This window comes from Rhodanobacter lycopersici, assembly GCF_040812335.1.
In the GTDB taxonomy this organism is placed as follows: Bacteria; Pseudomonadota; Gammaproteobacteria; order Xanthomonadales; family Rhodanobacteraceae; genus Rhodanobacter_A; species Rhodanobacter_A lycopersici.
The window spans coordinates 1,009,038-1,032,348 of record NZ_JBFOHK010000001.1 but is presented as its reverse complement, the minus strand read 5'-3'; the positions used below and the strand labels follow the sequence as shown (position 1 = coordinate 1,032,348).

The following is a 23,311-nucleotide window of genomic DNA, read 5'->3' as shown; positions in this document are numbered from 1 at the left end:
TTTGGACGTCCATACTCGGGCTTCCATCGCCGCGGATCGTCCCCATGTTGCGAGTCGCCGCTTTCCTGCTTGCCCTGATTTCCGGAGTTGCCACCGTGTCTGCCGCCGAAGCCCCGTCGACCTATGTCCATGAGATCGAACAGTGGCGTGCCGCCCGCGTGGCGCGGCTCACCGCGCCGGACGGCTGGCTCAGCCTGATCGGGCTGGAATGGCTGCACGAGGGTGCGAGCCGCGTGGGCAGCGCAGCCGACAACGACATCGTGCTGAAGGCCGGCCCCGCGCACCTGGGCACGGTGACGGTGGCGACGGACGGCACGACGAGCATCGCGCTGGCGAAGGACAGCGGTGCCACCGTCGACGGCAAGCCAGTCGCCGAGGCCACGCTGGTCGACGACATGCACGTTGCGGAAGGTGCCGCGCCCACCACGGTGCGCTTCGGCAACGCGAACTTCTACGTGATCGACCGCGATGGCCGCAAGGCGTTGCGCGTGAAGGACAGCGACGCCGAGGCGCGCCGCGACTTTCTCGGCATCGACTACTTCCCGGTCGATCCGTCCTGGCGCATCGAGGCGGAATGGGTGCCGTTCGTGCCGCCGCACGACCTGCAGATGGGCTCGGTGATCGGCACCATCGACACGGTGAAGGTGCCCGGCAAGGCGGTGTTCCATCGCGACGGCCACACCTTCGAGCTGCTGCCCTACCAGGAGGAACCGGGCGGCGAGCTGTTCTTCGTGCTGGCCGACCGCACCTCGGGCAAGGAGACCTACGGCGCCGCGCGCTTCCTCTACGCGGTGCTGCCTGCCGGCGGCATCGACAAGCCGGGCAAGCTGATCCTCGATTTCAACAAGGCCTACAACCCGCCCTGCGCCTTCACGCCGTTCGCCACCTGCCCGCTGGCGCCGCCGGAGAACCGGCTGGACCTGGCGGTCACCGCGGGCGAGAAGAAGTACGCCGGCGGCCACCACTGAAAACCTCCTCTCCCCCTTGGGGAGAGGATTGAGGTGAGGGGTGGGTGCTCGCGGAGCGGCTTCGATGAAAGTTTGCCGCGAGTGTGTCCCCTCACCCCGACCCTCTCCCCGGAGGGGAGAGGGAGAATGCCCGGCTCAGGCGCCCTTGAACGTCGCCTTGCGTTTCTCCAGGAATGCGCCCGTGCCTTCACGCATGTCTTCGGTGGAGAACATCAGCGCGAAGCCCTGGGTTTCGAATTCCAGACCCTGGTCGAGTGCGGTCTCGCCGCCCTGCAGCACCGCGTCGAGGATGCCGGCGGCGGCCAGCGGCGCCGCGGCGGCGAGCTGGTCGGCCAGCGCGTTCACCGTCTCATCCACTGCCTCGGGCGCCACCACGCGGTTGACGATGCCCAGCTCGTAGGCGCGTTGCGCGTTGATCGGTGCTCCGGTGAGGCACAGCTCCAGCGCGGCGCTGCGGCCGGCGAGGCGCAACAGGCGCTGGGTGCCGCCGAAGCCCGGGATCAGGCCGAGGTTGATCTCGGGCTGGCCGAATTTCGCCTTCTCGCTGGCCACGCGCAGGTGGCAGGCCATCGCCAGCTCCATGCCGCCACCTAGCGCGAAGCCCTGGATGCGCGCGACCACCGGCTTGCCCAGCCGCTCGATGCCGGTCATCAGACGCTGGCCGGCGCGCGAGAAGCTTTGCGCCTGCACCGGGGTGTAGCCGTTCATCTCGGCGATGTCGGCGCCGGCCACGAAGGCCTTCTCGCCCGCGCCGGCCAGCACCACCGTGCGCACGGCGTCGTCCTGCGCGGCCTGGGCGAAGGCGATGGTGAGCTCGTTGAGCGTGTCGCGGTTCAGCGCGTTGAGCTTGTCGGGACGATTCACCGTGATGGTTCGCACCGCGCCGCGGTTGCCGATCTCTAGGTTGCGGTAGGCCATGCTGGAAACTCCGACTGTGCCGAAACGCGAATGGTAGCGCGGGAACCTTTGTCGCCGCCGGGTTTCTCATGCGTGAACGCTGCACGCATGGCGCGAAACCCTTACGATGTGGTATCCCGGAGCGGCCGCAGCGTGCGGCACGAGGCAAGAGTCGCGATGGAAAACGGCATGACACGACTGCGTTGGCTGCTGCCCTGCCTGCTGCTGGTCGGCGTGGTCCATGCGCAGACCGCTCCGCAGCCACCGGCCTCGGTGAAGCTGGACAAGACCAAGCTCTCCTATGCGATCGGCTACCAGATCGGCAGCCAGTTCGTGGACGGCCGCAATCAGGCCGGCATCCCGGAGATCGACATCGCCACCTTGCAGCGCGCGATCCAGGATGCCTACACCAAGCGGCCGCCGACGGTATCGATGCAGGCGATGCACCAGCAGCTGAGCGCCTTCAACCAGCAGTTGCGCACCGACGCGCAGGCCGAGTTCGAGCAGCTCGCGGAGGCCAATGCGCGCAAGAGCGCTGCGTTCATGGCGAGCAACGCCAAGCAGCCCGGCGTGGTCCAGCTCCCCTCCGGTATCCAGTATTCCGTGATCAAGCGTGGCGACGGCACGGCCAACCCCTCGGTCACCAGTACGGTGGTGGTGAACTACCGTGGCATGCTGGTGGACGGCACCGAGTTCGACAGCACCTGGGCGCATGGTGCGCCGGTGAGCTTCACCGTGGACCACGTGATCCCGGGTTGGCGCGACGTGATTCCACGGATGCACGTGGGCGATCGCTGGAAGGTGGTGATCCCGCCCCAGCTGGCCTACGGCAAGGAGGGCGCGCTGCCGCGCATCGGTCCGAACGAGGCGCTGGTGTTCGAGATCGAACTGCTGGCGATCAAGCCGTCCACGCCGGACCAGGACGGCCGCTGAGCCGGCAAGCAGGTGCCGCCCTGCTGTTAACATGGCGGGGCATGTCGAACGAACCTCCCTCTGCACCGCCGTCCCCGGCCACGCCGTGCATCGGCGTCTGCCAGCTGGATTCCCAAGGCTACTGCATCGGTTGCCGCCGCACGATCGAGGAAATCGGTCGCTGGCGCGGCATGAGCGAGGCCGAGCGTCTGCGCGTCATGCGCGAAGTGCTGCCTGCGCGTGCCCAGCCATGAACGACGATTTGCTGCGGGCGCTGCGACCACTTTCTTCGCCGCCCGGCCCGCCGGGCTGGAACCACGCCGACATCAGCGAACTGCTGGGCAACACGCAACGCCGGCCCGCTGCGGTGCTGCTGGGCTTGCGCGAGGGCGTGCAGCCGCGCCTGGTGTTCACCGTGCGCACCGATCACTTGCAGTCGCACGCGGGGCAGGTGGCGTTTCCCGGTGGTGGCACCGATCCGGGCGACGCCGACGCACTGGCCACCGCGCTGCGCGAGAGCGAGGAGGAGATCGGCCTCGACCGCACGCTGGTGACGCCGCTGGGCTACCTGGACTCTTTCGAGACGATCAGCGGCTACTGCATCACGCCGGTGGTGGCGTGCATCACCGCGAATGCGCAGCTGCACGCCGCGCCGGCGGAAGTGGCCGAGGTGTTCGAAGTGCCGCTGGCGTTCTTCCTTGAACCGGCCAACCTGCGCCGTTATGTCATGGAATACCGCGGCCACCGGCGCGACATGGTGGAATTCGTGCACGGCGGCCATCGCATCTGGGGCGCCACCGCGGCGATCCTGCTGAATCTGCTGAAGAGGATGGGACGCGCATGAGGACCACGCTGATTACGGCCACCGAACTGGCCGCGTTGCCGCCGGACGAGGTGCTGGTCGTCGACTGCCGCAAGGATCTCGCCGATCCGGCGAAGGGTCGGCACGATTACCTTGCCGGCCACATCCCGGGGGCCGTGTACGCCGAGCTCGACACGGACCTCTCCGACCTCTCGCTGCAGCTGCAAGGACTGGGCCGGCATCCGCTGCCTTCGGCGGAAGCGTTTTCCGCCGTGCTGGGTCGCTGGGGCTGGCGGCCACGCCTGCAGGTGGTGGCCTACGACGCCACCAGCGGCGCGCTGGCCGCGGCGCGGCTGTGGTGGCTGCTGCGCTACGCCGGCGAGCGTGCCGTGGCGGTGCTCGATGGCGGTTTTGCCGCGTGGCAGGCGGCGGGCTTGCCCGTGGAAACCGCCGTGCCGCAACGTACTGCGACCACAGTCGCACTGCAGTTCGATCCTGCCCGGGTGGTACTCGACCACGGTGCACTGCACGCCGCGCCTGCCCCACTGCTGCTCGATGCGCGCGCCGTGCCGCGTTACCGCGGCGACACCGAGCCGCTCGATCCCGTCGCCGGCCATGTGCCCGGCGCACTGAACCGCCCGTTCGCCGACAACCTCGCCGCCGATGGCCGGTTCAAGGGCGCGGCGGAACTCCAGCGCGACTTCCTAGCCGTGCTCGGCACGCGCGCGCCATCCGAAGTCGTGCACATGTGCGGCTCCGGCGTCACCGCCTGCCACAACCTGCTGGCGATGGAACATGCCGGGCTCGCCGGCTCGCGCCTGTACGCACCGTCGTGGAGCGGCTGGGTCAGCGACCGTTCGCGGCCGGTGGCGACGGACGGGCAGTGAGTGCCGTGTTTTGCTGGACGGGCAGCGGGCAGGAAGAATCGGAAAAACCATGGACGGCTGATCCCCGGAATGTACGGATGAACACACTCACCCGATCGCATGGCATCCGTATCGTCGGCTTCGACCCGCGCTGGCGCGAGGCGTTCGCCACGCTCAACATCGAATGGCTGGAGCACTGGTTCGTGGTCGAAGCGTACGATCGCGAAGTGCTGGGGAATCCCGAGAAATACATACTTGCGAATGGCGGCCACATCCTGTTCGCCATCGACGAAACCGGGCGCGCACTCGGTACCGTCGCGTTGAAGAACGAAGGCGACGGCGTCTACGAACTCACCAAGATGGCGGTAGCGCCTGAAGCGCGTGGCCGCGGCGCGGGCCGCCAGCTGATGGACGCAGCGCTGGACCTGTACCGCACGCTCGGCGCGCGCGAACTGTTCCTGGAATCCAGCAGCCTGCTCGCACCCGCGCTGGCGCTGTATGAAAGCGTGGGCTTTCGCCACCATCCTGCACCGCGCGCGGGGTCGCACTACGCGCGGGCCGACGTGCACATGATCTGGGAGCCTTGAAAGCCTGTCTGCGGTTTCCGCATGGCTCGCGTTGTCATGCGGAGGCCGCGCAGGCTCTGGGTCAGCTCTCGAGCCGTGCTACCAGTGACTGTACAGCGTGGCCTGTGTCTGCGGGCGGAAGTGGCTGTCGAGGAAGTCGTCCAGCGGCAGGGCGACGCGCAGTGCGGCATCTTTCGATAAGCTGGCCGGCGTTCCCGATACCGAGAGGCGCCGCATGCGCAGACTGCTGCCTAAGACTGCCTTCGCCCTGAGCCTGTTCGCCGGCACCGCGCTGGCCGCGGCTGCGCCTGTTCCGCCCGCTGCGGCGACCGCACAGGTCACGGCCGAGCGGATCGGCGACGGCATCGCCGCCTTCCTGCCGCCTGGCATGACCGCCTATCCCCACTCGCTGGCGCTGCTGCGTACGCCGGAAGCCGAGGGGACGTTGCCCGCGGATTGGCAGATCCGCCCGCGCTTCGACCGCCACGTCGGCAAGACCCGCGTCACCGTGGCGGTGCCGCAGGGCGCCGACCTGTACGGCACCGGCGAGGTCACCGGCCCGCTGCGCCGCAACGGCGAAAGCATCACGCTGTGGAACACCGACAACTTCGAGTATGCGAAGGACGGCGGCAAGCAGCTCTACCAGTCGCACCCGTGGGTGCTGGGCGTGCGGCCGGACGGCAGCGCGTTCGGCGTGCTGTTCGATTCCACCTGGCGCGCCACGCTGGCCACCGGCAGCGACATCGTGTTCGAGTCCAGCGGGCCGGCGATGCCGGTGATCGTGATCGACCGTGCCTCGCCGCAGGCCGTGCTGGAAGGACTGGCGACACTCACCGGCACGATGCCGCTGCCGCCACGCTGGGCGCTGGGCTACCAGCAGTCGCGCTGGTCGTACACGCCCGACACGCGCGTGCTGCAGATCGCCGACGAATTCCGCAAGCGCCGCATCCCGGCCGACGTGATCTGGATGGACATCGACTACATGGACGGCTTCCGCGTGTTCACCTTCGACCCGAAGACTTTCCCCGACCCGAAGCGGCTCAACCGCGAACTGCACGCGCGCGGCTTCCACAGCGTGTGGATGATCGATCCGGGCGTGAAGATCGATCCCGGCTACAAGGTCTACGACAGCGGCACCGTGCAGGACGTGTGGGTGAGGGACGCGCAGGGCCACGACTACCACGGCACGGTGTGGCCGGGCGCGGTGGTCTTTCCCGACTTCACCCGGCCGCAGACGCGGCAGTGGTGGTCGGCGTTGTACAAGGATTTCATGGCGCAGGGCGCGGACGGCGTGTGGAACGACATGAACGAGCCCTCGGTGTTCAATGTGGAGGGCCAGACCATGCCGGACGACAACCGGCATCGCGGCGGCGGCGAGCTGGCGCCGGGACCGCACCTGGAATACCACAACGTGTACGGCATGCTGATGGTGCGCGCCACGCGCGAAGGCATCCAGGCGGCGAACCCGGACAAGCGGCCGTTCGTGCTGACGCGCTCCAACTTCCTCGGCGGCCAGCGCTACGCGGCCACCTGGACCGGCGACAACGCCTCGACCTGGGACGATCTCAAGCTGTCGATCCCGATGTCGATCAACCTCGGCCTGTCCGGCCAGCCGTTCAGCGGGCCGGACATCGGCGGCTTCAGTGGCGTGGCCACGCCGCAGCTTTGGGCGAACTGGATCGCGGTGGGCGCGTTCTATCCGTTCTCGCGCGGGCACACCATCAAGGCGCCGCAGCAGAAGGAGCCGTGGGCGTTCGGGCCGGCGGTGGAAAAGACCGCGCGCATCGCCATCGAGCGCCGCTACCGATTGCTGCCTTACCTCTACACGCTGTTCCGGGAAAGCTCGGTGGACGGCCTGCCGGTGATGCGGCCGGTGTTCTTCGCCGATCCGCGCGATCCGCACTTGCGCGCGGAGCAGCAGGCCTTCCTGCTCGGCAGCGACCTGCTGGTGGTGCCGGCGTTCGCGCAGCACCCCGCCTTGCCGCAGGGCATCTGGCGCACGGTGTCGCTGGTCGACGGCGACCGCGCCGATCCGCTGCAGGCCACGCTGAAAGTGCGCGGCGGCGCGATCGTGCCGCTGGGGCGGATCGTGCAGGACACCAACGAGGATTCGCTCAAGCCGCTGACCCTGCTGGTGAGCCTGGACGCGCATGGCCAGGCGCAAGGCCGGCTGTACGAGGACGCGGGCGACGGCTACGGCTATCGCCGCGGCGAATACCGCCTCACTACCTATCGTGCCGAGCGGCAGGGCGACACGGTGAAAGTGGGCATTGCCGGCCGCGAGGGCCACTGGCCGGCCGCCGCGCGCCCGGTGGTGGTGCAGCTGGTCACCGACGCGGGCGTGGTCACCGCGCACGGCATGGACGGCAACGTCACGTTGCACCTGCCGCGCACGCACTGACGCGCGCGGCAGACACGAAGGGCATCAGCCCTTCTTGGTCAGCCGTGCCACCAGGGCCTGCAGCGTGGCTTGCGTCTGCGGGTGGTAGAAGCCCTCGACGAAGTCGTCGATCGGCAGCGCGTCCACGTCGGCCCACGCCGCGACCAGATCGGCGCGGGCAATGCGGCGCGTGCCGAGCATGGAGTGCACGGGGCGGGCCAGCAGCTCGTCCAGCCAGACGCGGGCACGGGTGACCACCTGGTCGATGCCGGTGGTCTCGTCGACGAAACCGCAGGCCAGCGCTTCCTGTGCATTGACCATCGCGCCGGCCACCAGCAGCCGCTCGGCGCGGTAGGCGCCCACCACGCGACGCAGCGCGAACTGGATGCAGTTGGGCACGACCAGGCCTACCTGCACCTCGTTGAGGCCGATCTTGTACGGGCCTTCGGCCATCACGCGGTAGTCGCAGAACAGCGACAACACCGCGCCGCCGGCTGGGCTGTGGCCAGTGATCGCGGCCACCAGTGGTACGGGCGAACGCGCCAGCGCGCAGCCCATGTCGAAGAATTCGCGCCAGAACGCGCGCACACCGGCGCGGTCGAGCTTGAGCAGCGCCGGCACGTCCACGCCGGCGCTGAACATGCCGGGCGCGCCGGACAGCATGATGCCGCCTGCGCCGCCTGCGACGGCGCCGTCCAGCGCGCTGCGCAGCGTCTGCAGCAGTTCCAGGTTCAACGCGTTGACCGGCGGGCGCGCCAGCCGGATCTCGGCGATGGCGTCGTGCTGGATGACTTCGAGCATGGGCGATTCCTCGGGGGTTACTGCTGCGGATGCTGGTCCGCAGTCCAGCTGTAATGCACGGCGTAGTCCAGCACGGCCTTGCCGTTCGCAGGCACGTTCACGCGGAACTCCAGCGTGTCGCTGGTCTGCCTGTCGGGCTTCTGGCTGGACGAGGCCAGCTTCCACTCGCGCCAGCGGTTGGGGTGTTCGCGCACGGTGACGGTGCGTGCGCTGTCGCCGGCATTGCTGAGCGTGATGCGGAAGGCCTCGTCCAGCTTGCGGCCGGCCTGGTCCACGTGGAAGGCGGTGCGCTCGCGCTCGGCATGCAGGTCGAACGCGCTGCCCAGGGTGATGGTGGCGTCGCCACCCTTGGGTGTGTCCTCGATGCGGCCCTCGCCGATGAATTGCGGCGTGCCGTGGCTGTCCTGCGCAAGCACGCGCAGGTAGCCTGCGGGCAGGCTGTCGAAGGCGGCGAGCTTGAGCGTGCTGACGATGTTGCCGGTGCCCGATCCGCCGTTGAAGTCGCGGCCCAGCATCGGTTGCGGGGGCAGCCAGGTGCCGCCGTTTTCGTCGAGGTTGGTGCGTTCGCAGCTCATGCCGCGCGTGGCATACAGCGGCACCTGGCTGACGCTGCCATCGGGCAGGTTCACCGGCGCGGGCAGGGTGTAGCTGCGGTAGTTGTCCATCTGCGCCTGCTGCGGCATCGGCGCGGCGGCGAAACTGTCGGCCTTTGCCATCATCATCACCAGGCGCGGGCCGGAGGCCTTGGCGAAATTCGGCTCGCCGGCGATCAGGGTGAGCCTGGCATCGTGCCAGTCGCGGCCGCTGCGGTTGGCGATGCTGGCGCGCGACTCGAACTGCATGCGGCAGCCGTCGCCTGGCTGCAGCGTGGCCACGTAGGCGGCGCGCCAGCCTAGTCCGCTGGTGGGATAGCTGAGCACGGCCTCGCTGTTGCCGCCGCGCGCGGCGTCGACGCGCAGGCGCAGGCTGGAGCCGGTGGGGAAGTCGCCGCTGCTGACGCGCACGCCGGCGTACTGGCGGATCCAGCTGGTACCCGTGGCGCCGCCGACCATCAGGCCGTCGTCGCCGGCACGCAGCAGGGTGCCGGCGACGATCGTCTGGCCGCTGTCGCCCAGCACTGTGACCTCGCGGCCGACCAGCCCGGTCAGCGCGGCGCTGGCGCCCTGGCCCAGCAGCAGGCGCTGCGAGACTACCCTGGCACCGCCATCGGGAAAGCCCAGCGCCAGCGCCTCGGCATCGAGATGCTCGGGCAGGTCGCCCAGGGTGATGTCCTGCAGGCCGGGCTTGAGCGTGAGCGTGCGTTGCTCGCGGATCACCGCGTAGCCGTCGTCGACATTGCCGTCGCCGCTGCTCGCATACAGCGTGGGGCTGTCGCTGCGGTACAGCGTGATGTCGGCGCCGCTCGCGGTGGGCGCCGCGGCGGCGGGCACGACGAGGGCCAGTCCGGCGACGCAGGCCAGCGCGAGGGCGGACAGGGCAGGCTGGTTCATGGCGAAGCTCCTGATGGGGACAGGGGTGCTGCAGCGCTTGGGGGACGCATTGGATGCATGGCCGATGGCGGTTTCCGTTGCGTCCGCTCGTGGCAGGGCAACCTATTCATCCGTGCGCATGTGCGTGGTGCCGCCAGGCTATGGATTCCGCTCGTGCCGAGCGTAGCTTGCGCAAGCAAGCGAAGTCGAAGCGTCTGTCGTCGCAACCCTTTGACTTCGGCCAAGCGGACCGTGCCAGGGCGAGCGGAGGCCATGCTGGACAGACCTGCTCGCCAATCGGATCCGCTCATCGCCGCTGCGTGACGACGCCATACTGCAGGATGTCGGATATCTCGGTCGTGGCCTTGCACAGCGACTCGACGGTGCGCTGCCGTGTCTGCGCCGAGGCCCGCTGCTCGATGAACGGCACGGTGAGCGCGCACACGGCGCGTCCGTGGTGGAGCACCGGGGCCGAGATGTCGGTGACCGCATCCACCACGTGGCTGCGCGCGCAGGCATAACCCTGGCTGCGCACCTGCGCCAGCTGGCGGGTCAGTTTCTTGCGGTCGAGGTCGGCCTCCTGGCTGGCGATGATGTCGAGCCAGTGCTCGCGCATCTGCTCGTCCTGGAAGGCGAGCAGCACGTGTCCGGAAGTAGCCTGGGACATCGGGCGGCGGTGGCCGATGCGCACCACCAGGGCGATCTCGCCCGGCGGATCGGCGCGTGCGATCACCACGATCTGGTCGCGCGAAGGCACCACCAGGTGGCAGGCCTGCTCGGTGGTCTCGGCGAGCCGGTGCATCACCGGCAGGGTCGCCTCGATGGCGCTTTTCACCGGTGGCTGCTCCATCGCCAGGCGGAACAGCCGCGGGGTGATGCAGTAGCCGCCGTCGCCTTCGGCGCGGGCGAGGTAGTCGCGCTCCTCCAGCACCTGCAGCATGCGGAAGATCTCGCCGCGCGAGCGGCCCACGCCCTCGGAGATTTCCACGATGCTCAGCGGCTTGTGGGCACTGGCCAGCAGTTCGAGGATGTCCAGGCCCTTGTCGAGCGCGGGGGCGCGGTATTTGGGAGCAGGCTTCGTCATGATCTTGCTAGCTTGCCGCATGTGGCGTGTGACTGCCATGCAGGGCGGCATGCTGCAGTGCGTCTTTGCGCTGGTGAATAACTGTTTCATATTTGCACTGCCGTGTCCGGCATGCGCGGGCAGCAACGGGAGACCGGGGTGGATGCACGAATGACGACGGAATACCCGGCCACGCCGGCAACCACTGCACCGCAGGGCATCCGGCGCTGGCTACCGCTGTTCCTGATCGTGGGCCTGTTCTTCCTGTGGGGCGCCGCGAACAACCTCAACGACGTGCTGATCGCGCAGTTCAAGATGGCCTTCGTGCTGGACGATTTCCAGGCGGGCCTGGTGCAGAGCGCGTTCTACCTTGGCTACTTCCTGGTGGCGATGCCCGCGGCGATGTTCATGCGCCGCTTCGGCTACAAGGAGGCGGTGGTGGTGGGCCTGGTGCTGTACGGCGCGGGCGCGCTGCTGTTCTGGCCGGCGGCGCAGCTGCGCACCTACGGCATGTTCCTGTTCGCACTGTTCGTGATCGCCACCGGGCTGGCCTTCCTGGAAACCTCGGCCAACCCACTGATGACCGTGCTGGGGCCGCGCGAGGGCGCGGCGCGCCGGCTCAACTTCGCGCAGGCGTTCAACCCGCTGGGCTCGATCGCCGGCGTGCTGATCGGCAAGCATTTCATCCTGGCGGGCGTGGAGCACACCCCGCAGCAACTGGCCGCGATGGGCGCTGCCGAGCGCACCGCGTACTACGCGGCGGCGACGCATGCGGTGCAAGGGCCCTACCTGTGCATCGGCCTGGTGGTGCTGGCCTGGGCCGTGCTGGTGCTGGTGATGCGCTTCCCCGCGGTGGCCGCGCCGCACGCGCTGACCACGCGCGCCACCGGGCGCGCCGGCGCGCTGGCCCGGCTGCTGCGCGACCGCGGCTTCACCAGCGCGATGGCGGCGCAGTTCTTCTACGTGGGCGCGCAGGTCGGGGTGTGGAGCTACACCATACGCTACGTGCAATCGGGCATGCCGGGCACCACGGCGCATGCGGCCGCCAGCTTTCTGCTGGCCTCGCTGGTGTGCTTCATGGCCGGTCGCTTCGTCGGCACGGCATTGATGAATTACCTGGCGCCGGTGCGCCTGCTGCTGGCGTTCGCCGCGATCAACGTGGCGCTTACCCTGTTCGCGCTGCTGCAGCCGGGGCTGGTCGGCGCCTGCGCGCTGGTGGCCTGCAGCTTCTTCATGTCGGTGATGTACCCGACCATCTTCGCGCTGGGCGTGGAGGGCATGGACGACGACGAGCGCAAGCTGGGTTCGGCCTTGCTGGTAATGACCATCATCGGCGGCGCGGTGCTCACCGCGGCGATGGGTGCGGTGTCCGACCACGCCGGCATCGCGCGCGCGCTGGGCGTGCCGGCGCTGAGTTTCGCCGTGGTGGCGTGGTTCGCCTGGCGACGCCTGTCGCATGCAGGCAGGGCGGGCGCCTGATGCCGCGCCTCTACTACGCCCTGGATCTGCGCGACGACGCGGCGGCCATCGCCGAGTACGAGAACTGGCACCGGCCCGGGGTGATCTGGCCGGAAATCGTCGCCTCGATCCGCGCCGCGGGCATCGAGGACATGGAAATCTTCCGTACCGGCAACCGGCTGGTGATGGTGATGCAGGTGCCCGACGACTACGACGCTGCCGGCAAGCAGGCCGCCGATGCGGCCGATCCGCGCGTGCAGGAATGGGAGCAGCTGATGGATGGTTACCAGCAGCGCCTGCCGTGGGCGAAAGCGGGCGAAAAGTGGGTGGCGATGCGCGGGATCTTCTCGCTCAAGGAAGCACTGGCCGCCAGCAACATGGCGGGGCGGGGCACGCATCGATAGTGGCTTGATCGTGCCTTGTCATCCGCGCCCGCCGGAGGGGCGGACGCAGGCGGCAAGGGCAGCCGGACTCAGCCCTTGGTCGTGACGACCAGCACCGTGTCGATCGGGTCGAGCGGCTTGGCCGGCAGCTGCACGTCGAGCTGCGTGCCGTGCTGCGCGAACTTCAGTGGCGTGTGCTGCGGATCGGCCAGCAGGTAGGCGCCGGTGGCGTGGATGGTCGCGTCGGCGATGCGGAACGAGCTTCCGGGCCATTCGAGCAGGTGGATGTAGACCTTGCCGGGCCGGCTGGTGGCTCGCCAATCCCAGGTGGGTACCCACACGGGCTTGCCGTCGGAGTCCTTCTGCGTGGCGGAGTAGCCGCCGTGCGGATCGGCGAATGGCGAAGGGCCGGTGCCGTAGATCGATTCGCCGTTGAGTTTGAGCCACTTACCGATGGCGCGCAGGCGTTCGGCCTCGGGGGCCGGGATCACGCCGTGCGAGTCGGGTCCGACGTTGAGCAGGTAATTGCCGCCCTTGCTGGCGATGTCGACCAGGTTGTGCAGCAGCACGGTGGTCGGTTTGAAATCGGTGTCGGCGGACTTGTAGCCCCAGGTGTCGTTGATCGTCATGCAGGTTTCCCAGTCCTTGCCGGGAAAGCCCTGCGGCGGGATGTGCTGCTCGGGTGTTTCGGTGTCGCCTGGATAGCCGCCGCCCAGCCGGTTGTTCCAGATCAGCTGCGGGTACTGGTCGAGCAGCTTCACGATTTCCGCGGCGAGTTGTGGCGTCATCTCGCGGGTAGGTGTGTCGAACCACAGTACCGCGGGGTGGTACTTCGCCAGCAGTTCCTTGATCTGCGGGATCGCCTTGGTGTGCAGGTAGGTGGCGAAGTCGCCGTCCTGCGCCTTGTCCCAGTGACCGCCGATCGCGGCGCCGCCCGGCGCGGTCCAGTCCTGGTCCTGCGAGTAGTAGACGCCGAACTTGATGCCCTGCCGTTTGGCCTCGTCAGCCAGTTCGCGTAGCGGGTCGCGCTTGAACGGCGTGGCGTCGACGATGTTGAACGCGTTCGCCTTCGAGTCGAACATCGCGAAGCCATCGTGGTGCTTGGCGGTGATCACGATGTACTTCATGCCTGCGGCCTTGGCCAGCGAGACCCAGGTATGCGCGTCGAATTGTGTCGGGTCGAAGTGCGCGGGCAGCTGTTTGTATTCGGCCACTGGGATGCGCGCGTCGTGCATGATCCATTCGCCTGCGCCATCCACCGGCTTGCCGTGCCACACGCCGGCCGGCACCGAATACACGCCCCAGTGGATGAACATGCCGTAGCGCGCCGCGCGCCACCAGGCCATGCGCGCGTCGCGCTGCGCCGGGGTTTCGGTGTACTGGATCGCCGCCACCGGATGCATGCCTGTGTTTGCCGGCGTCACGGCGTGCGCCATCGCGCAGGCGGAGGCGAGCGCGCAGGCGAGGGCGGATTTCACGAGGCGATACGGCAGGTTCATCACGTGGCTCCGTTGGTCTGACTCAGCTTGAAGTCCTCCCCTCAGGGAGGATGGAGTTGTCATGTGTCTGGGCGGCGAACCGAGATGGTTGTCAGTGAGTCCTTCTCCCTTCGGGAGAAGGTGGCCCGAAGGGCCGGATGAGGGTTCGGGCAGGGCGCGATGTTGGTAACTTGCGCAGGACGTCGGTAACACGCTTCGGCCGAACCCTCCCCCCCAGCCTCTCTTCCTCGCTCCTCCACGCGGATAGGGCACAGGGATGTGCTCTGCTTTGGGGAGCGAGGAAAGCGCGGCCATCCATGGCCGTTCCCCGCGTCCGGAGGGAGAGGGGAGCAGGCGTGCTCACGCGCCGGAATCTGTTTGCCACGCCACGCCCTGCGGGAAGGCGTAATCGCGCAGCGAGGTTTGCTTCATCTCCGCGGAAAAGCCTGGTGCCGTGGGCGCGATGTAACGGCCTTCGCGTATCACCACCGGATCGATGAAGTGTTCGTGCAGGTGGTCGACGAACTCGATGGCGCGGTCTTCCTTCCGGCCGGTGATCGCCACGAAGTCGGCCATCGCCAGGTGCTGCACCAGTTCGCACAGGCCCACGCCGCCGGCGTGCGGAAACACGCGCACGCCGAACTTGGCGGCCAGCAGCAGGATCGCCAGGTTCTCGTTGACGCCGCCCACGCGGGCCGCGTCGATCTGCACCAGGTCCACCGCGCCGGCCTGGAACAGCTGCTTGAACATCACGCGATTATGGGTGTGCTCGCCGGTGGAGATCGGCATGGGCGCGACGGCGCGGCGGATCGCCGCGTGGCCGAGGATGTCGTCGGGGCTGGTCGGCTCCTCGATCCACGCGATGTCGAAGGCGATGAGCTGTTTCAGCCAGGCGATGGCGTCGGGCACGTCCCAGCGCTGGTTGGCGTCGATGGCGATGGCGATGTCCGGGCCGACCGTTTCGCGGGCGAGGCGGCAGCGCCGCACGTCGTCCGCCGCGTCGAGGCCCACCTTGAGCTTGATCGTGCGGAAGCCGTCGGCGACCGCTTCGCGCGCCAGCCGCTGCATCTTCTCGTCGCTGTAGCCCAGCCAGCCGGGCGACGTGGTGTAGGCGGGATAGCCTTCGGCCAGCAGCTGTTCGATGCGTTGCTGCCGATGCGGAACCGCCGCGCGCAGGATGGCCAGCGCCTCGTCGCGTGTGAGCGCGTCGCTGAGATAGCGGAAGTCGATGGCGGCGACGATTTCCTCCGGCGACAACTCGGCGATGTAGCGCCACAGCGGCTTGCCGGCGAGGCGCGCGGCGAGATCCCACGCGGCGTTGACCACCGCGCCGATCGCCATGTGCATCACGCCCTTCTCGGGGCCGAGCCAGCGCAGCTGCGAGTCGCCGGTGAGGCGGCGGGCGAAGCCGCCGAGATCGTTGACCACCGCATCGACGGAGAGGCCTGCCACGTGCTCGGATAGCGCATCCAGCGCGGCCTTCTGTACGTCGTTGCCACGGCCGATGGTGAACACGAAGCCGTGGCCGCACAGGTCCGGATGATTGGTGCGCAGCGTCACGCAGGCGGCCGAGTAGTCCGGGTCGGGGTTCATCGCGTCCGAACCGTCCAGCTCGCGCGAGGTGGGGAAGCGCACGTCGAGCGTGTCCAGCGCCACGATGCGCGCGGCGCGCGTGTCGAGGGACGGGGCCGACTGGTTCATGCGGGCACCGCGGCATCGTAGGCGATGGTGCGCTGGCGTTGCCGGCCCAAGCCGTCGATGCCCAGCTCCATCACGTCGCCGGGGCGAAGATACAGCGGCGGCTTCTGGCCGAGGCCCACGCCCGCCGGCGTGCCGGTGCTGATGATGTCGCCCGGCTGCAGGGTCATGTAGCGGCTGATGTAGCTCACCAGCTCGGCCACGCCGAAGATCATGTTGCGCGTGTTGCCGTTCTGGTAGCGATGGCCGTTGACCTCCAGCCACAGCGCCAGATTCTGCGGGTCGGTCACTTCGTCGGCGGTGAGCAGCCAAGGGCCGATCGGGCCGAAGGTGTCGCAGCTCTTGCCCTTCACCCACTGGCCGCCGTGTTCGAGCTGGAAGGCGCGCTCGGACAGGTCGTTCACCACCAGGTAGCCTGCGACATGCTTGAGCGCGTCTTCGACGCGCACGTGGCGCGCGGTGTCGCCTATCACCACGCCCAGCTCCACTTCCCAGTCGGTTTTCACCGAATCCTTCGGGATGATGACGTCGTCGTTCGCGCCCATGATGGTGTTGGTGGCCTTCATGAAAAGGATGGGCTGCTCGGGCGGCGTCGCGCCGGTTTCGGCAGCGTGGTCGGTGTAGTTCAGGCCCACGCAGATCATCTTGCCGGTATGCGCCACCGGTGCACCGTAGCGTGGCGCGCCGGCCACTTCCGGCAGGCTGGCGGCATCGAGCACCGCGAGCCGCGCGCGGCCGGTGCGCACGAGTGCGCCGGCATCGATGTCGCCGACGTGGGCGGAGAGGTCGCGCAGCTTGCCCTGCGCGTCGATCAGGCCGGGCCGCTCCTGGCCGGGCGCGCCGTAACGAACGAGTTTCATGGTGATGTATCCGTGTTCAGTTGGACCAGCCGCCATCCACGACGTGGGTGGTGCCGGTGGTGAAGGAGGATTCGTCGGAGGCGAGATACAGCGCGAGCGTGGCGATCTCCTCCGGCGTGCCGAGGCGGCCCATCGGCTGGCGGTCGGTGAAGCTGCGCCACACCGCCTGCTCGTCGCCGCCGAGCGCACGCACGCGCTCGCCCAGCGACGGCGTCTTCACCGTGCCGGGGCAGATCGCGTTGCAGCGCACGCCGCGCGCCACGTAGTCGGCGGCGATGGAGCGGGTCAGGCCGATCACCGCCGCCTTGGTGGTGCCGTAGGCGAAGCGATTGGGCACGCCCTTGATGCTGGACGCTACCGAGGACATGTTGATGATGCTGCCGCGGCCGCGCTCCAGCATGCCCGGCAGTACCGCGCGGCACAGCCAGTACATGCCGTCCACGTTGATGCGGAACGAGCGCTGCCAGGCGTCGTCGTCGGTGTCGAGGATGGTGCCCGCATGCACGTAGCCGGCGCAGTTGAACAGCACGTCGATCGCGTCCTGGCCTTCGATCAGGGCGCGGATGTCCTCGGCGCGGGTGACATCCAGCCGCTGCGTGGTGATGGCCGGCTGTTCCTGCGCGAGGCTGGCCAGCGCCGCGGCGTCGATGTCGGTGGCCAGCACCTGCGCGCCTTCGCGCGCGAAGGCGAGCGCGGTGGCGCGACCGATGCCGGCGCCGGCCGCGGTGACGAGGGCGTGCTTGCCTTGCAATCGGCCGTTCATGGTCTTGGTCCCTGACAGATGGAAGGGGTCATGGAATGTCTCCTGCGGCATCGAGGAAGTCGGGTGCGCGTCGCGGCCGGTAGAACGCCAGCGCGTTGCGGCTGAAGATGCGCTCCAGTGCGTGGGGTGCGTGCCGATGCGCGAAGGCGCGGGCGAGTTCCAGCCAGTGCGCGTAGCTGCTGCGCAGCGTGAGTACCGGCCAGTCGCTGCCCCAGATCAGACGCCCGGGGCCGAAGCATGCGAACAGGTGGTCGACCCAGTGGTCGAGCGCCCTGGCCGGCATGCCGGGGGCGAGTTCGGTGAGCAGGCCGGAGAACTTGCAGCAGACCTTGGGCAGCTCGGCCAGTTCGCGGATCCGTGGCGCCCAGTCGTCGAAGCGGTCGTGCGCGATATCCGGCTTGCCCGCGTGATCGAGCACAACGCGAAGCTCGCGTTCGCGCCGCAGTCGCTGCTGCAGCGCGGGCAGCTGCGGCGGGCGCACCAGGGCGTCGAAGGCGAGGTCATGCTCCTGCAGGCAGTCGAAGGCCGCGTCCAGCGCCGGACGCGCCAGCCAGTCCGGATCCGGGTGGTCCTGCGCCATCGGCCGCAGGCCCAGCAGCAGGCCATCGCCGTCGCGGACCAGCGGGCGGATGCGTGCAGCCACATCGGGCGCCTCGAAATCGACCCAGCCCACCACGCCGAGGATGCTGCGGTCGGCGCGGGCCAGTTCGAACAGGTAGCGCGTTTCCGCTTCGGTCGCCGCCGCCTGCACCAGCACGCTGCCGGCCACGCCGGCGGCGATGCGTTGCGCCGCGAGGTCGGCAGGCAGGAAGTCGCGCTGCAGCGAGGCATCCGCGTCGCGCAGCCAGGCGTAATCGCCGCGATCGGTGCGCCAGTAGTGCTGATGGGCGTCGATCAGATGCATGGCGCGATCTTCATGGCGTGTTTGCGCTGGCGTCGAGCAGGCCGGCCTGGCGCAGTTCGTCCCACAGCGCAGGAGGCAAAGGCGTGTTCATGCGCTGCACGGCGCTGTCGACCTCGGCCGGCGAACGCAGGCCGCATACCACGGTGGCGACGGCGGGATGCGCCAGCGGGAACTGCAGCGCGGCGGCGCCGACCGCGATGCCGCGCCGGTCACAGAGATCGTAGAAGCGTTGGGCCCGCGCGCGGGTCGCGGCATCGGCCGGGGCGTAGTTGTAGGTGGAGCCGGGCGCATCATCGGCACCCAGCAGGCCGGAGTTGTAGGGGCCGGCCGCCATCACGGCGACGTTGCGCTGCACGGCCTCTGCCATCAGCTGCGCGCTGTCGCGCTGCTCGAACAGGGTGTAGCGGCCGGCCAGCATGACCACGTCCAGCGCGAACGCCGGCATCACCTGCAGGCACACTTCCTGTTCGTTGACGCCGAGGCCGATCGCGCCGCAGACGCCCTGGCTGCGCAGTTCGGCCATCGTCGGCAGGGCTTCGTTCAGGGCCTGGCGCAGGATGGCCGGATGTCGTGCGCCATGGGTCAGCGCGCCGATGTCGTGCAGCAGCAGGATCTCGACGTGGTCGGTGCCGAGCCGGCGCAGGCTGGATTCCACCGAGCGCTGGATGCCGTCGCGGCTGTAGTCGAACACGGCCTGCCGCCCGCTCACCGCGAAGCCGTCATCCGGCGCCGGCTGGCTGTCGTCGGCGTCCAGCAGCAGGCGGCCCACCTTGGTCGACAGGCTGTAGTCGGTGCGCGGAATGCCCGCCAGCGCCGTGCCGAGGCGGGATTCGCTGAGGCCGTAGCCGTAGTAGGGCGCCGTGTCGAAGTGGCGGATGCCCAGCCGCCAGGCGTGCTGCACGGTGTCGACGGCGTCGCCTTCCACCACGCCGGCATACAGATTGCCGATCGGTGCGCCGCCGAAGGACAGCCGCGGCAGCTGGCGGGTCGCCTCGCGTCCCGGTGTTCCCGTGGAGTGGGGCAATGCGGCGTCTGCGCTGGCATGCGTCATGTCTTCACCCTGCGCTGCGTGGTGTCGCCGGACACTACCTGCCGGCCAGTCGGCGGAATCGATGCTGCGTACTCGTGCGCGGTATTGCGCAGTCGGCCTTGCGCGTTAGTGTGCACATATGAAACGATGATTTACAAGTGAGTAAATGTGCCGGCGCCGTGAATTCCAGGCATCGGCAGGCGGCCGGGGATGTTCCGGTTTCCGATCGCTGCCATGCGCCAGACATGCGCCATGGCAGCCGGCTCTGTCCGAACGACGAGGGATGCATTGATGTCGAAGATCCTTGCACGGTGCCTGCTGGGCCTGTCCACACTGCTTCCGGCGCTGGTCATGGCGACCGGTGTCTCGATCATCCCCGAACCGCAGCGCCTGCAGCTGGAGCAGGGCAGCTACCGGCTGGATGCGCACACCCGCGTGGAGGCGCCGAAGGACGCCCGCGGCCGTGAGATCGCCGCCTTCCTGCGCGACGCGATCCGCGCGCAGACCGGAATCGCGGTGCGTGAGGGTGCCGGAGCGCACGCCATCGTGCTGAAGCTCGATCCCGCCGTGCAGGGCGACGAGGCTTACCGGCTCGCGGTGACGCCGGAGCAGGTCACGATCAGTGCTTCCACCGAAAAGGGCCTGTTCTGGGGTGTGCAGACGCTGCGTCAGCTGCTGCCACTGACGAAGGCCGCGCAGGTGGCGGTTCCCGCCGTGCGCATCGAGGACGCGCCGGCCTATCCGTGGCGCGGCGTGATGCTGGATGTCAGCCGGCATTTCTATCCGGTGAGCTTCGTCGAGAAGCAGCTCGACCTGCTCAGCTACTACAAGATCAACACCTTCCACTGGCATCTCACCGATGACCAGGGCTGGCGCGTCGAGATCAAGCGCTATCCGAAACTCACCAGCGTGGGCGCATGGCGCACCGAGGCGGACGGCACGCGCTACGGCGGCTTCTACACGCAGGCGCAGATCCGCGAAGTGGTGGACTACGCGCGCCGGCGCAACATCACCGTGATCCCCGAGATCGAGATGCCGGGCCACAGCGTGGCGGCGATCGCGGCCTATCCCGAACTGTCGTGCAGCAAGCAGCAGGTGGCCGTGACCACCGCCTGGGGCGTGCACAAGAACATCGACTGCGTCGGCGACGAGGGCACCTTCACCTTCCTGGAGAACGTGCTGGACGAGGTGCTGCCGCTGTTCCCGTCGAAGTACGTGCACATCGGCGGCGACGAGACGCCCAAGGTCGCCTGGCACGAGTGCGCTTCCTGCCAGGCACTGATGCACAAGCTGGGGCTGAAGGACGAAGACGGCCTGCAGAGCTACTTCATCAAGCGCATCCAGCATTATCTGGAAGGCAAGGGCAAGACCCTGGTCGGCTGGGACGAGATCCTCGAGGGCGGCGCCGACACGCAGGCCGTCATCGAAGCCTGGCGCGGCGCGGACGAGCAGGCCAAGGCGCTGGCGAACGGCAACCACGTGGTGGTCGCCGGGCCGTTCTACATCGACCGCGCGCTGGACTCGCTGACGGTGAAGGACGTGTTCCACACCGACATCGCCAACGACAGCAGCCCGGATGACGCGAAGACCGATGCCGCCGTGTTCGCGGCGCACCGTTCGCAGCTGCTGGGCGGCGAGGCGCCGCTGTGGAGCGAGCGCGCGAACCCGTACAACGCCGAGTCCAAGCTGTATCCGCGCGTGCTGGCGTTCGCCGAGAACCTGTGGCGCGGCAACGCGCACGACAACGCGGCCTGGGCGGATTTCCACCAGCGCCTGCAGGCGCAGTACCCGCGGCTGGATGCGTGGCACGTGGCCTACGGCCCCGAGGACCATGCGGTGGTCCAGTATTCGCTGGCGGCGGCTGCGTCGGGCGGCTGGCAGCTGCATGCGCAGCGTGGCTTCGATGATCTGGTGAACCGCTACACGCTGGACGGCAGCACGCCCACGGCCAGCTCGCCGTCGTTCACCGATGCGGTGACGCTGCACCATGCTGGCACGCTGCAGGTGGTGCCGTTCCGCAAGGGGCTGCGCTACGACAACCCGACCTGCTTCACACTGGTGGACAACCTCGCCACCGGCAAGCCGCTGAGCCTCGCCCAGCCGCCTTCGAAGCAGTACGCGCCCGCCGCCGCGCTGATCGACGGCGTGCTGGGCGGTGACGACTTCCACAACGGGCAATGGTCGGGCTGGAACGACGCTGACGTGGACGCCACCATCGACCTGCAGCATTCCACCGCGATCCATTCGATTGCCGTGGATTTCCTGCAGGACAGCGGCTCGCGCATCCTGCCTCCGCACCAGGTGAGCTTCCAGGTTTCGAGTGATGGCCGGCACTGGAGCACGGTCGATACCGAGCAGCCGCAGGCCGACCTGATGGACACCAGCCCGCACGTATTCCATGTGGCGTTCAAGGCGGGCAAGCCGGTGAGTGCACGCTACGTCCGTGTCGTCGCGAACCGCTACGCCACGGTGCCCGTGGCCTTCCCGAACGGTGCCGCGAACACCTGGCTGTTCTCGGACGAGATCCTGCTGAAGTAGCGCCAACACGCCTTTCCCCCTCTCCCCTTCGGGGAGAGGGTTGGGGTGAGGGGCGGGTGCTCGCGAGAACCTTTCACTTGCGAGGCTTGGCTTGCCGGCGGCACTTCGAAGATCATGGGGCCGGCGCAGTCCTTGCCCGACGTTGCTACCGAGACATCAAGTTCTCGACCAACCCCGCCGCGCGCCGGCAGACTCGGGCAGATCACTCCGTGCGGATCGCGACCACGGGTGGTACTTTGGCGGCCGAGCGTGCTGGCCCCCAGACGGCGAGCTGGCCGAGCAGCCACAGCACCAGCGCGCCCAGCAAGGGAGTGTAGGGCGGGATGCGCGGCAATTCGTAGAACTGCATCAGGCCGAGGTTTGCAAGGAACGCCAGCAAGGCGCCGAGCGCAACACCTCCGCTGACGATCAGGAAATTCTCGGCGTGGAAGTAGCGCAGGATGTCACCGGCCGTCGCGCCCAGCGAACGACGGATGCCGATCTGCCGACGCCGCTGGCTGACCCAGAAACTGCTCAATCCCACGATGCCGCCTGCGGTGGCCAACAGCAGCAGCGCGCTCAGGATGCTCATCAGCATCGCTACGCTGTGGTCATCGGCGTAGGCGCGTTTGCGTACATAAGCCATCGTGAAGACGTCTTTCTTCGGATTGATGATGCGCGCGCCGCTGCGTTCTCGCAGTGCTTTCAGTGCCGCCGTGATCACTGGCTGCATGGCCGTGGTGTCGGTGCGCACCAGATATACGACACCCGCTGGGTCGAGATAGTGCATCGGTACCAGCACCGTATAGCCGTCAAGAGCGTCGTCGCGGTTCCACAATGAGCACAATGAGCTTTGCAAGCTGGCGACGATGCCGATGATGGCGGTAGGCCCGTCCGGCAGGTAAACCGTCTTGCCCAGCGCCGAACCATCGGGGAACAGTTTGTCGGCAAGGCTGTGCGTGATGATGATGTCGGGCGGGGCCATCTTGTCGTTGGGGCCGATCCCGGCGATTTCATCAGGGCGGAAATTGCGCCCGGCGATCAGCGATATGCCAAACGTATGGATCGTGTGCTCGTCGGAAGCAAAGTACGGAGCCACTTGCGCGTCTGCTTTCTGATCCGGTTCGAGCTTGATGTGCGTGATGAGATCGGCGTTGTATCCACCCAGCGGAAACCCTTGGCTGGAAAATGCGTCACGCACGCCCGCGACATGGCGCAGGGTCTCCAGATCGGCGTTGATGTTCGCGTTGATCTGGGTCGCGTTCTGGCCCATCGTCCAGCCGTTGCGGATGATGAAGGTATGGGCTTCGTCCGTTCCGGTGGGGCGGGACAGATGCACGACGCGCGTTGCCGCGATGAACAGGGCATTGGATGCCACCGCCAGCGTCAACGCCACCTGCAGCACGATGAGCAGGGTCGCCACCTTGTGTCGGCGCAATGCCGTGATGATGGGCGACAGCTGCATGAAGGCTCGGGCGAGTGCCATGACGAATGCC

At 68.2% G+C, this 23,311-nt stretch carries 20 protein-coding genes and 1 pseudogene; 9 read left to right on the top strand and 12 right to left on the bottom strand.

The window, feature by feature from the left end; translation table 11 throughout:
• Positions 1–44: 44 nt before the first annotated feature.
• Positions 45–968, top strand: coding sequence for a DUF1684 domain-containing protein (locus ABQJ54_RS04660; protein ID WP_367853097.1), 924 nt, complete (start codon positions 45–47; stop codon positions 966–968).
• A 135-nt stretch (positions 969–1,103) separates the two neighbouring features.
• On the opposite strand, the gene ABQJ54_RS04655 is transcribed toward ABQJ54_RS04660, so the two are convergent.
• Positions 1,104–1,886 (bottom strand): enoyl-CoA hydratase-related protein, encoded by a 783-nt coding sequence (locus ABQJ54_RS04655; RefSeq protein ID WP_367853096.1) that lies wholly within the window; start codon positions 1,884–1,886, stop codon positions 1,104–1,106.
• Between the two features lie 168 nt (positions 1,887–2,054).
• On the opposite strand from ABQJ54_RS04655, the gene bamJ reads away from it, so the two are divergent.
• The 4 genes and pseudogenes from bamJ (at position 2,055) to ABQJ54_RS04635 (ending at position 5,032) form a co-directional block, all read left to right on the top strand.
• Positions 2,055–2,798, top strand: coding sequence for a BamJ family beta-barrel-assembly machinery protein (gene bamJ / locus ABQJ54_RS04650; protein WP_367853095.1), 744 nt, complete (start codon positions 2,055–2,057; stop codon positions 2,796–2,798).
• 41 nt (positions 2,799–2,839) lie between these two features.
• Positions 2,840–3,621, top strand: a pseudogene (locus ABQJ54_RS04645) (CoA pyrophosphatase).
• A complete protein-coding gene (locus ABQJ54_RS04640) occupies positions 3,618–4,466 on the top strand; it encodes a sulfurtransferase (RefSeq protein ID WP_367853094.1) in 849 nt (282 codons plus the stop codon). The pseudogene ABQJ54_RS04645 and the gene ABQJ54_RS04640 overlap by 4 nt, the downstream one beginning before the upstream one ends.
• A 77-nt stretch (positions 4,467–4,543) precedes the next feature.
• Positions 4,544–5,032 (top strand): GNAT family N-acetyltransferase, encoded by a 489-nt coding sequence (locus ABQJ54_RS04635; RefSeq protein WP_367853092.1) that lies wholly within the window; start codon positions 4,544–4,546, stop codon positions 5,030–5,032.
• A 78-nt stretch (positions 5,033–5,110) separates the two neighbouring features.
• Here the strand turns inward: ABQJ54_RS04635 and ABQJ54_RS04630 are convergent, their stop codons facing one another.
• Positions 5,111–5,248 (bottom strand): hypothetical protein, encoded by a 138-nt coding sequence (locus tag ABQJ54_RS04630; RefSeq protein WP_367853091.1) that lies wholly within the window; start codon positions 5,246–5,248, stop codon positions 5,111–5,113.
• Here ABQJ54_RS04630 and ABQJ54_RS04625 point away from each other — a divergent pair.
• Positions 5,247–7,412 carry a TIM-barrel domain-containing protein gene (locus ABQJ54_RS04625; RefSeq protein ID WP_367853090.1) on the top strand — a complete coding sequence of 722 codons (2,166 nt, stop codon included), beginning with the start codon at positions 5,247–5,249 and terminating at the stop codon, positions 7,410–7,412. The genes ABQJ54_RS04630 and ABQJ54_RS04625 overlap by 2 nt on opposite strands.
• A gap of 24 nt (positions 7,413–7,436) precedes the next feature.
• On the opposite strand, the gene ABQJ54_RS04620 is transcribed toward ABQJ54_RS04625, so the two are convergent.
• From ABQJ54_RS04620 to ABQJ54_RS04610, 3 genes are all read right to left on the bottom strand, one after another.
• Complete coding sequence (locus ABQJ54_RS04620) at positions 7,437–8,192, bottom strand: enoyl-CoA hydratase/isomerase family protein (protein WP_367853089.1); 756 nt, start codon at positions 8,190–8,192, stop codon at positions 7,437–7,439.
• Between the two features lie 17 nt (positions 8,193–8,209).
• The gene (locus ABQJ54_RS04615; RefSeq protein ID WP_367853088.1) at positions 8,210–9,682 is read right to left on the bottom strand and encodes a DUF4139 domain-containing protein; all 1,473 of its coding nucleotides are present in this window, start codon (positions 9,680–9,682) and stop codon (positions 8,210–8,212) included.
• Positions 9,683–9,968: 286 nt separating this feature from the next.
• Positions 9,969–10,745: an IclR family transcriptional regulator gene (locus tag ABQJ54_RS04610; RefSeq protein ID WP_437343314.1), complete on the bottom strand. Its 777-nt coding sequence runs from the start codon at positions 10,743–10,745 to the stop codon at positions 9,969–9,971.
• 150 nt (positions 10,746–10,895) lie between these two features.
• On the opposite strand from ABQJ54_RS04610, the gene fucP reads away from it, so the two are divergent.
• Together fucP and ABQJ54_RS04600 are read left to right on the top strand one after the other, a co-directional pair.
• Positions 10,896–12,203: an L-fucose:H+ symporter permease gene (gene fucP / locus ABQJ54_RS04605; protein ID WP_367853087.1), complete on the top strand. Its 1,308-nt coding sequence runs from the start codon at positions 10,896–10,898 to the stop codon at positions 12,201–12,203.
• Positions 12,203–12,586: an L-rhamnose mutarotase gene (locus tag ABQJ54_RS04600; RefSeq protein ID WP_367853086.1), complete on the top strand. Its 384-nt coding sequence runs from the start codon at positions 12,203–12,205 to the stop codon at positions 12,584–12,586. The genes fucP and ABQJ54_RS04600 overlap by 1 nt, the downstream gene beginning before the upstream one ends.
• Before the next feature lie 68 nt (positions 12,587–12,654).
• Here the strand turns inward: ABQJ54_RS04600 and ABQJ54_RS04595 are convergent, their stop codons facing one another.
• From ABQJ54_RS04595 to ABQJ54_RS04570, 6 genes are all read right to left on the bottom strand, one after another.
• Complete coding sequence (locus tag ABQJ54_RS04595) at positions 12,655–14,064, bottom strand: alpha-L-fucosidase (protein WP_367853085.1); 1,410 nt, start codon at positions 14,062–14,064, stop codon at positions 12,655–12,657.
• A 339-nt stretch (positions 14,065–14,403) separates the two neighbouring features.
• A complete protein-coding gene (locus ABQJ54_RS04590; RefSeq protein ID WP_367853084.1) occupies positions 14,404–15,744 on the bottom strand; it encodes an L-fuconate dehydratase in 1,341 nt (446 codons plus the stop codon).
• Positions 15,741–16,601 (bottom strand): fumarylacetoacetate hydrolase family protein, encoded by an 861-nt coding sequence (locus tag ABQJ54_RS04585; RefSeq protein WP_367853083.1) that lies wholly within the window; start codon positions 16,599–16,601, stop codon positions 15,741–15,743. Before ABQJ54_RS04585 ends, ABQJ54_RS04590 begins: the two co-directional genes overlap by 4 nt.
• A gap of 16 nt (positions 16,602–16,617) precedes the next feature.
• Positions 16,618–17,364, bottom strand: a complete 747-nt coding sequence (locus tag ABQJ54_RS04580) for an SDR family oxidoreductase (RefSeq protein WP_367853082.1) — start codon at positions 17,362–17,364, stop codon at positions 16,618–16,620.
• A gap of 28 nt (positions 17,365–17,392) precedes the next feature.
• On the bottom strand, positions 17,393–18,268 hold the full coding sequence (locus ABQJ54_RS04575) for an amidohydrolase family protein (RefSeq protein WP_367853081.1): 876 nt from the start codon (positions 18,266–18,268) through the stop codon (positions 17,393–17,395).
• Between the two features lie 10 nt (positions 18,269–18,278).
• Positions 18,279–19,319: an aldo/keto reductase gene (locus tag ABQJ54_RS04570; protein WP_367853080.1), complete on the bottom strand. Its 1,041-nt coding sequence runs from the start codon at positions 19,317–19,319 to the stop codon at positions 18,279–18,281.
• A gap of 270 nt (positions 19,320–19,589) precedes the next feature.
• On the opposite strand from ABQJ54_RS04570, the gene ABQJ54_RS04565 reads away from it, so the two are divergent.
• On the top strand, positions 19,590–21,836 hold the full coding sequence (locus ABQJ54_RS04565; RefSeq protein WP_367853079.1) for a glycoside hydrolase family 20 protein: 2,247 nt from the start codon (positions 19,590–19,592) through the stop codon (positions 21,834–21,836).
• Between the two features lie 202 nt (positions 21,837–22,038).
• Here ABQJ54_RS04565 and ABQJ54_RS04560 read toward each other — a convergent pair whose 3' ends face one another.
• Positions 22,039–23,301: an ABC transporter permease gene (locus ABQJ54_RS04560; protein WP_367853078.1), complete on the bottom strand. Its 1,263-nt coding sequence runs from the start codon at positions 23,299–23,301 to the stop codon at positions 22,039–22,041.
• Positions 23,302–23,311 lie beyond the last annotated feature (10 nt).

What these genes read in the sequence shown, in the direction of transcription:
- ABQJ54_RS04660 (WP_367853097.1), top strand. Translation starts at nt 45, where the DNA reads ATGTTGCGAGTCGCCGCTTTCCTGCTTGCCCTGATTTCCGGAGTTGCC.
- ABQJ54_RS04655 (WP_367853096.1), bottom strand. Translation starts at nt 1,886, where the DNA reads ATGGCCTACCGCAACCTAGAGATCGGCAACCGCGGCGCGGTGCGAACC.
- bamJ (WP_367853095.1), top strand. Translation starts at nt 2,055, where the DNA reads ATGACACGACTGCGTTGGCTGCTGCCCTGCCTGCTGCTGGTCGGCGTG.
- ABQJ54_RS04640 (WP_367853094.1), top strand. Translation starts at nt 3,618, where the DNA reads ATGAGGACCACGCTGATTACGGCCACCGAACTGGCCGCGTTGCCGCCG.
- ABQJ54_RS04635 (WP_367853092.1), top strand. Translation starts at nt 4,544, where the DNA reads ATGAACACACTCACCCGATCGCATGGCATCCGTATCGTCGGCTTCGAC.
- ABQJ54_RS04625 (WP_367853090.1), top strand. Translation starts at nt 5,247, where the DNA reads ATGCGCAGACTGCTGCCTAAGACTGCCTTCGCCCTGAGCCTGTTCGCC.
- ABQJ54_RS04630 (WP_367853091.1), bottom strand. Translation starts at nt 5,248, where the DNA reads ATGCGGCGCCTCTCGGTATCGGGAACGCCGGCCAGCTTATCGAAAGAT.
- ABQJ54_RS04620 (WP_367853089.1), bottom strand. Translation starts at nt 8,192, where the DNA reads ATGCTCGAAGTCATCCAGCACGACGCCATCGCCGAGATCCGGCTGGCG.
- ABQJ54_RS04615 (WP_367853088.1), bottom strand. Translation starts at nt 9,682, where the DNA reads ATGAACCAGCCTGCCCTGTCCGCCCTCGCGCTGGCCTGCGTCGCCGGA.
- ABQJ54_RS04610 (WP_437343314.1), bottom strand. Translation starts at nt 10,745, where the DNA reads ATGACGAAGCCTGCTCCCAAATACCGCGCCCCCGCGCTCGACAAGGGC.
- fucP (WP_367853087.1), top strand. Translation starts at nt 10,896, where the DNA reads ATGACGACGGAATACCCGGCCACGCCGGCAACCACTGCACCGCAGGGC.
- ABQJ54_RS04600 (WP_367853086.1), top strand. Translation starts at nt 12,203, where the DNA reads ATGCCGCGCCTCTACTACGCCCTGGATCTGCGCGACGACGCGGCGGCC.
- ABQJ54_RS04595 (WP_367853085.1), bottom strand. Translation starts at nt 14,064, where the DNA reads ATGAACCTGCCGTATCGCCTCGTGAAATCCGCCCTCGCCTGCGCGCTC.
- ABQJ54_RS04590 (WP_367853084.1), bottom strand. Translation starts at nt 15,744, where the DNA reads ATGAACCAGTCGGCCCCGTCCCTCGACACGCGCGCCGCGCGCATCGTG.
- ABQJ54_RS04585 (WP_367853083.1), bottom strand. Translation starts at nt 16,601, where the DNA reads ATGAAACTCGTTCGTTACGGCGCGCCCGGCCAGGAGCGGCCCGGCCTG.
- ABQJ54_RS04580 (WP_367853082.1), bottom strand. Translation starts at nt 17,364, where the DNA reads ATGAACGGCCGATTGCAAGGCAAGCACGCCCTCGTCACCGCGGCCGGC.
- ABQJ54_RS04575 (WP_367853081.1), bottom strand. Translation starts at nt 18,268, where the DNA reads ATGCATCTGATCGACGCCCATCAGCACTACTGGCGCACCGATCGCGGC.
- ABQJ54_RS04570 (WP_367853080.1), bottom strand. Translation starts at nt 19,319, where the DNA reads ATGACGCATGCCAGCGCAGACGCCGCATTGCCCCACTCCACGGGAACA.
- ABQJ54_RS04565 (WP_367853079.1), top strand. Translation starts at nt 19,590, where the DNA reads ATGTCGAAGATCCTTGCACGGTGCCTGCTGGGCCTGTCCACACTGCTT.
- ABQJ54_RS04560 (WP_367853078.1), bottom strand. Translation starts at nt 23,301, where the DNA reads ATGGCACTCGCCCGAGCCTTCATGCAGCTGTCGCCCATCATCACGGCA.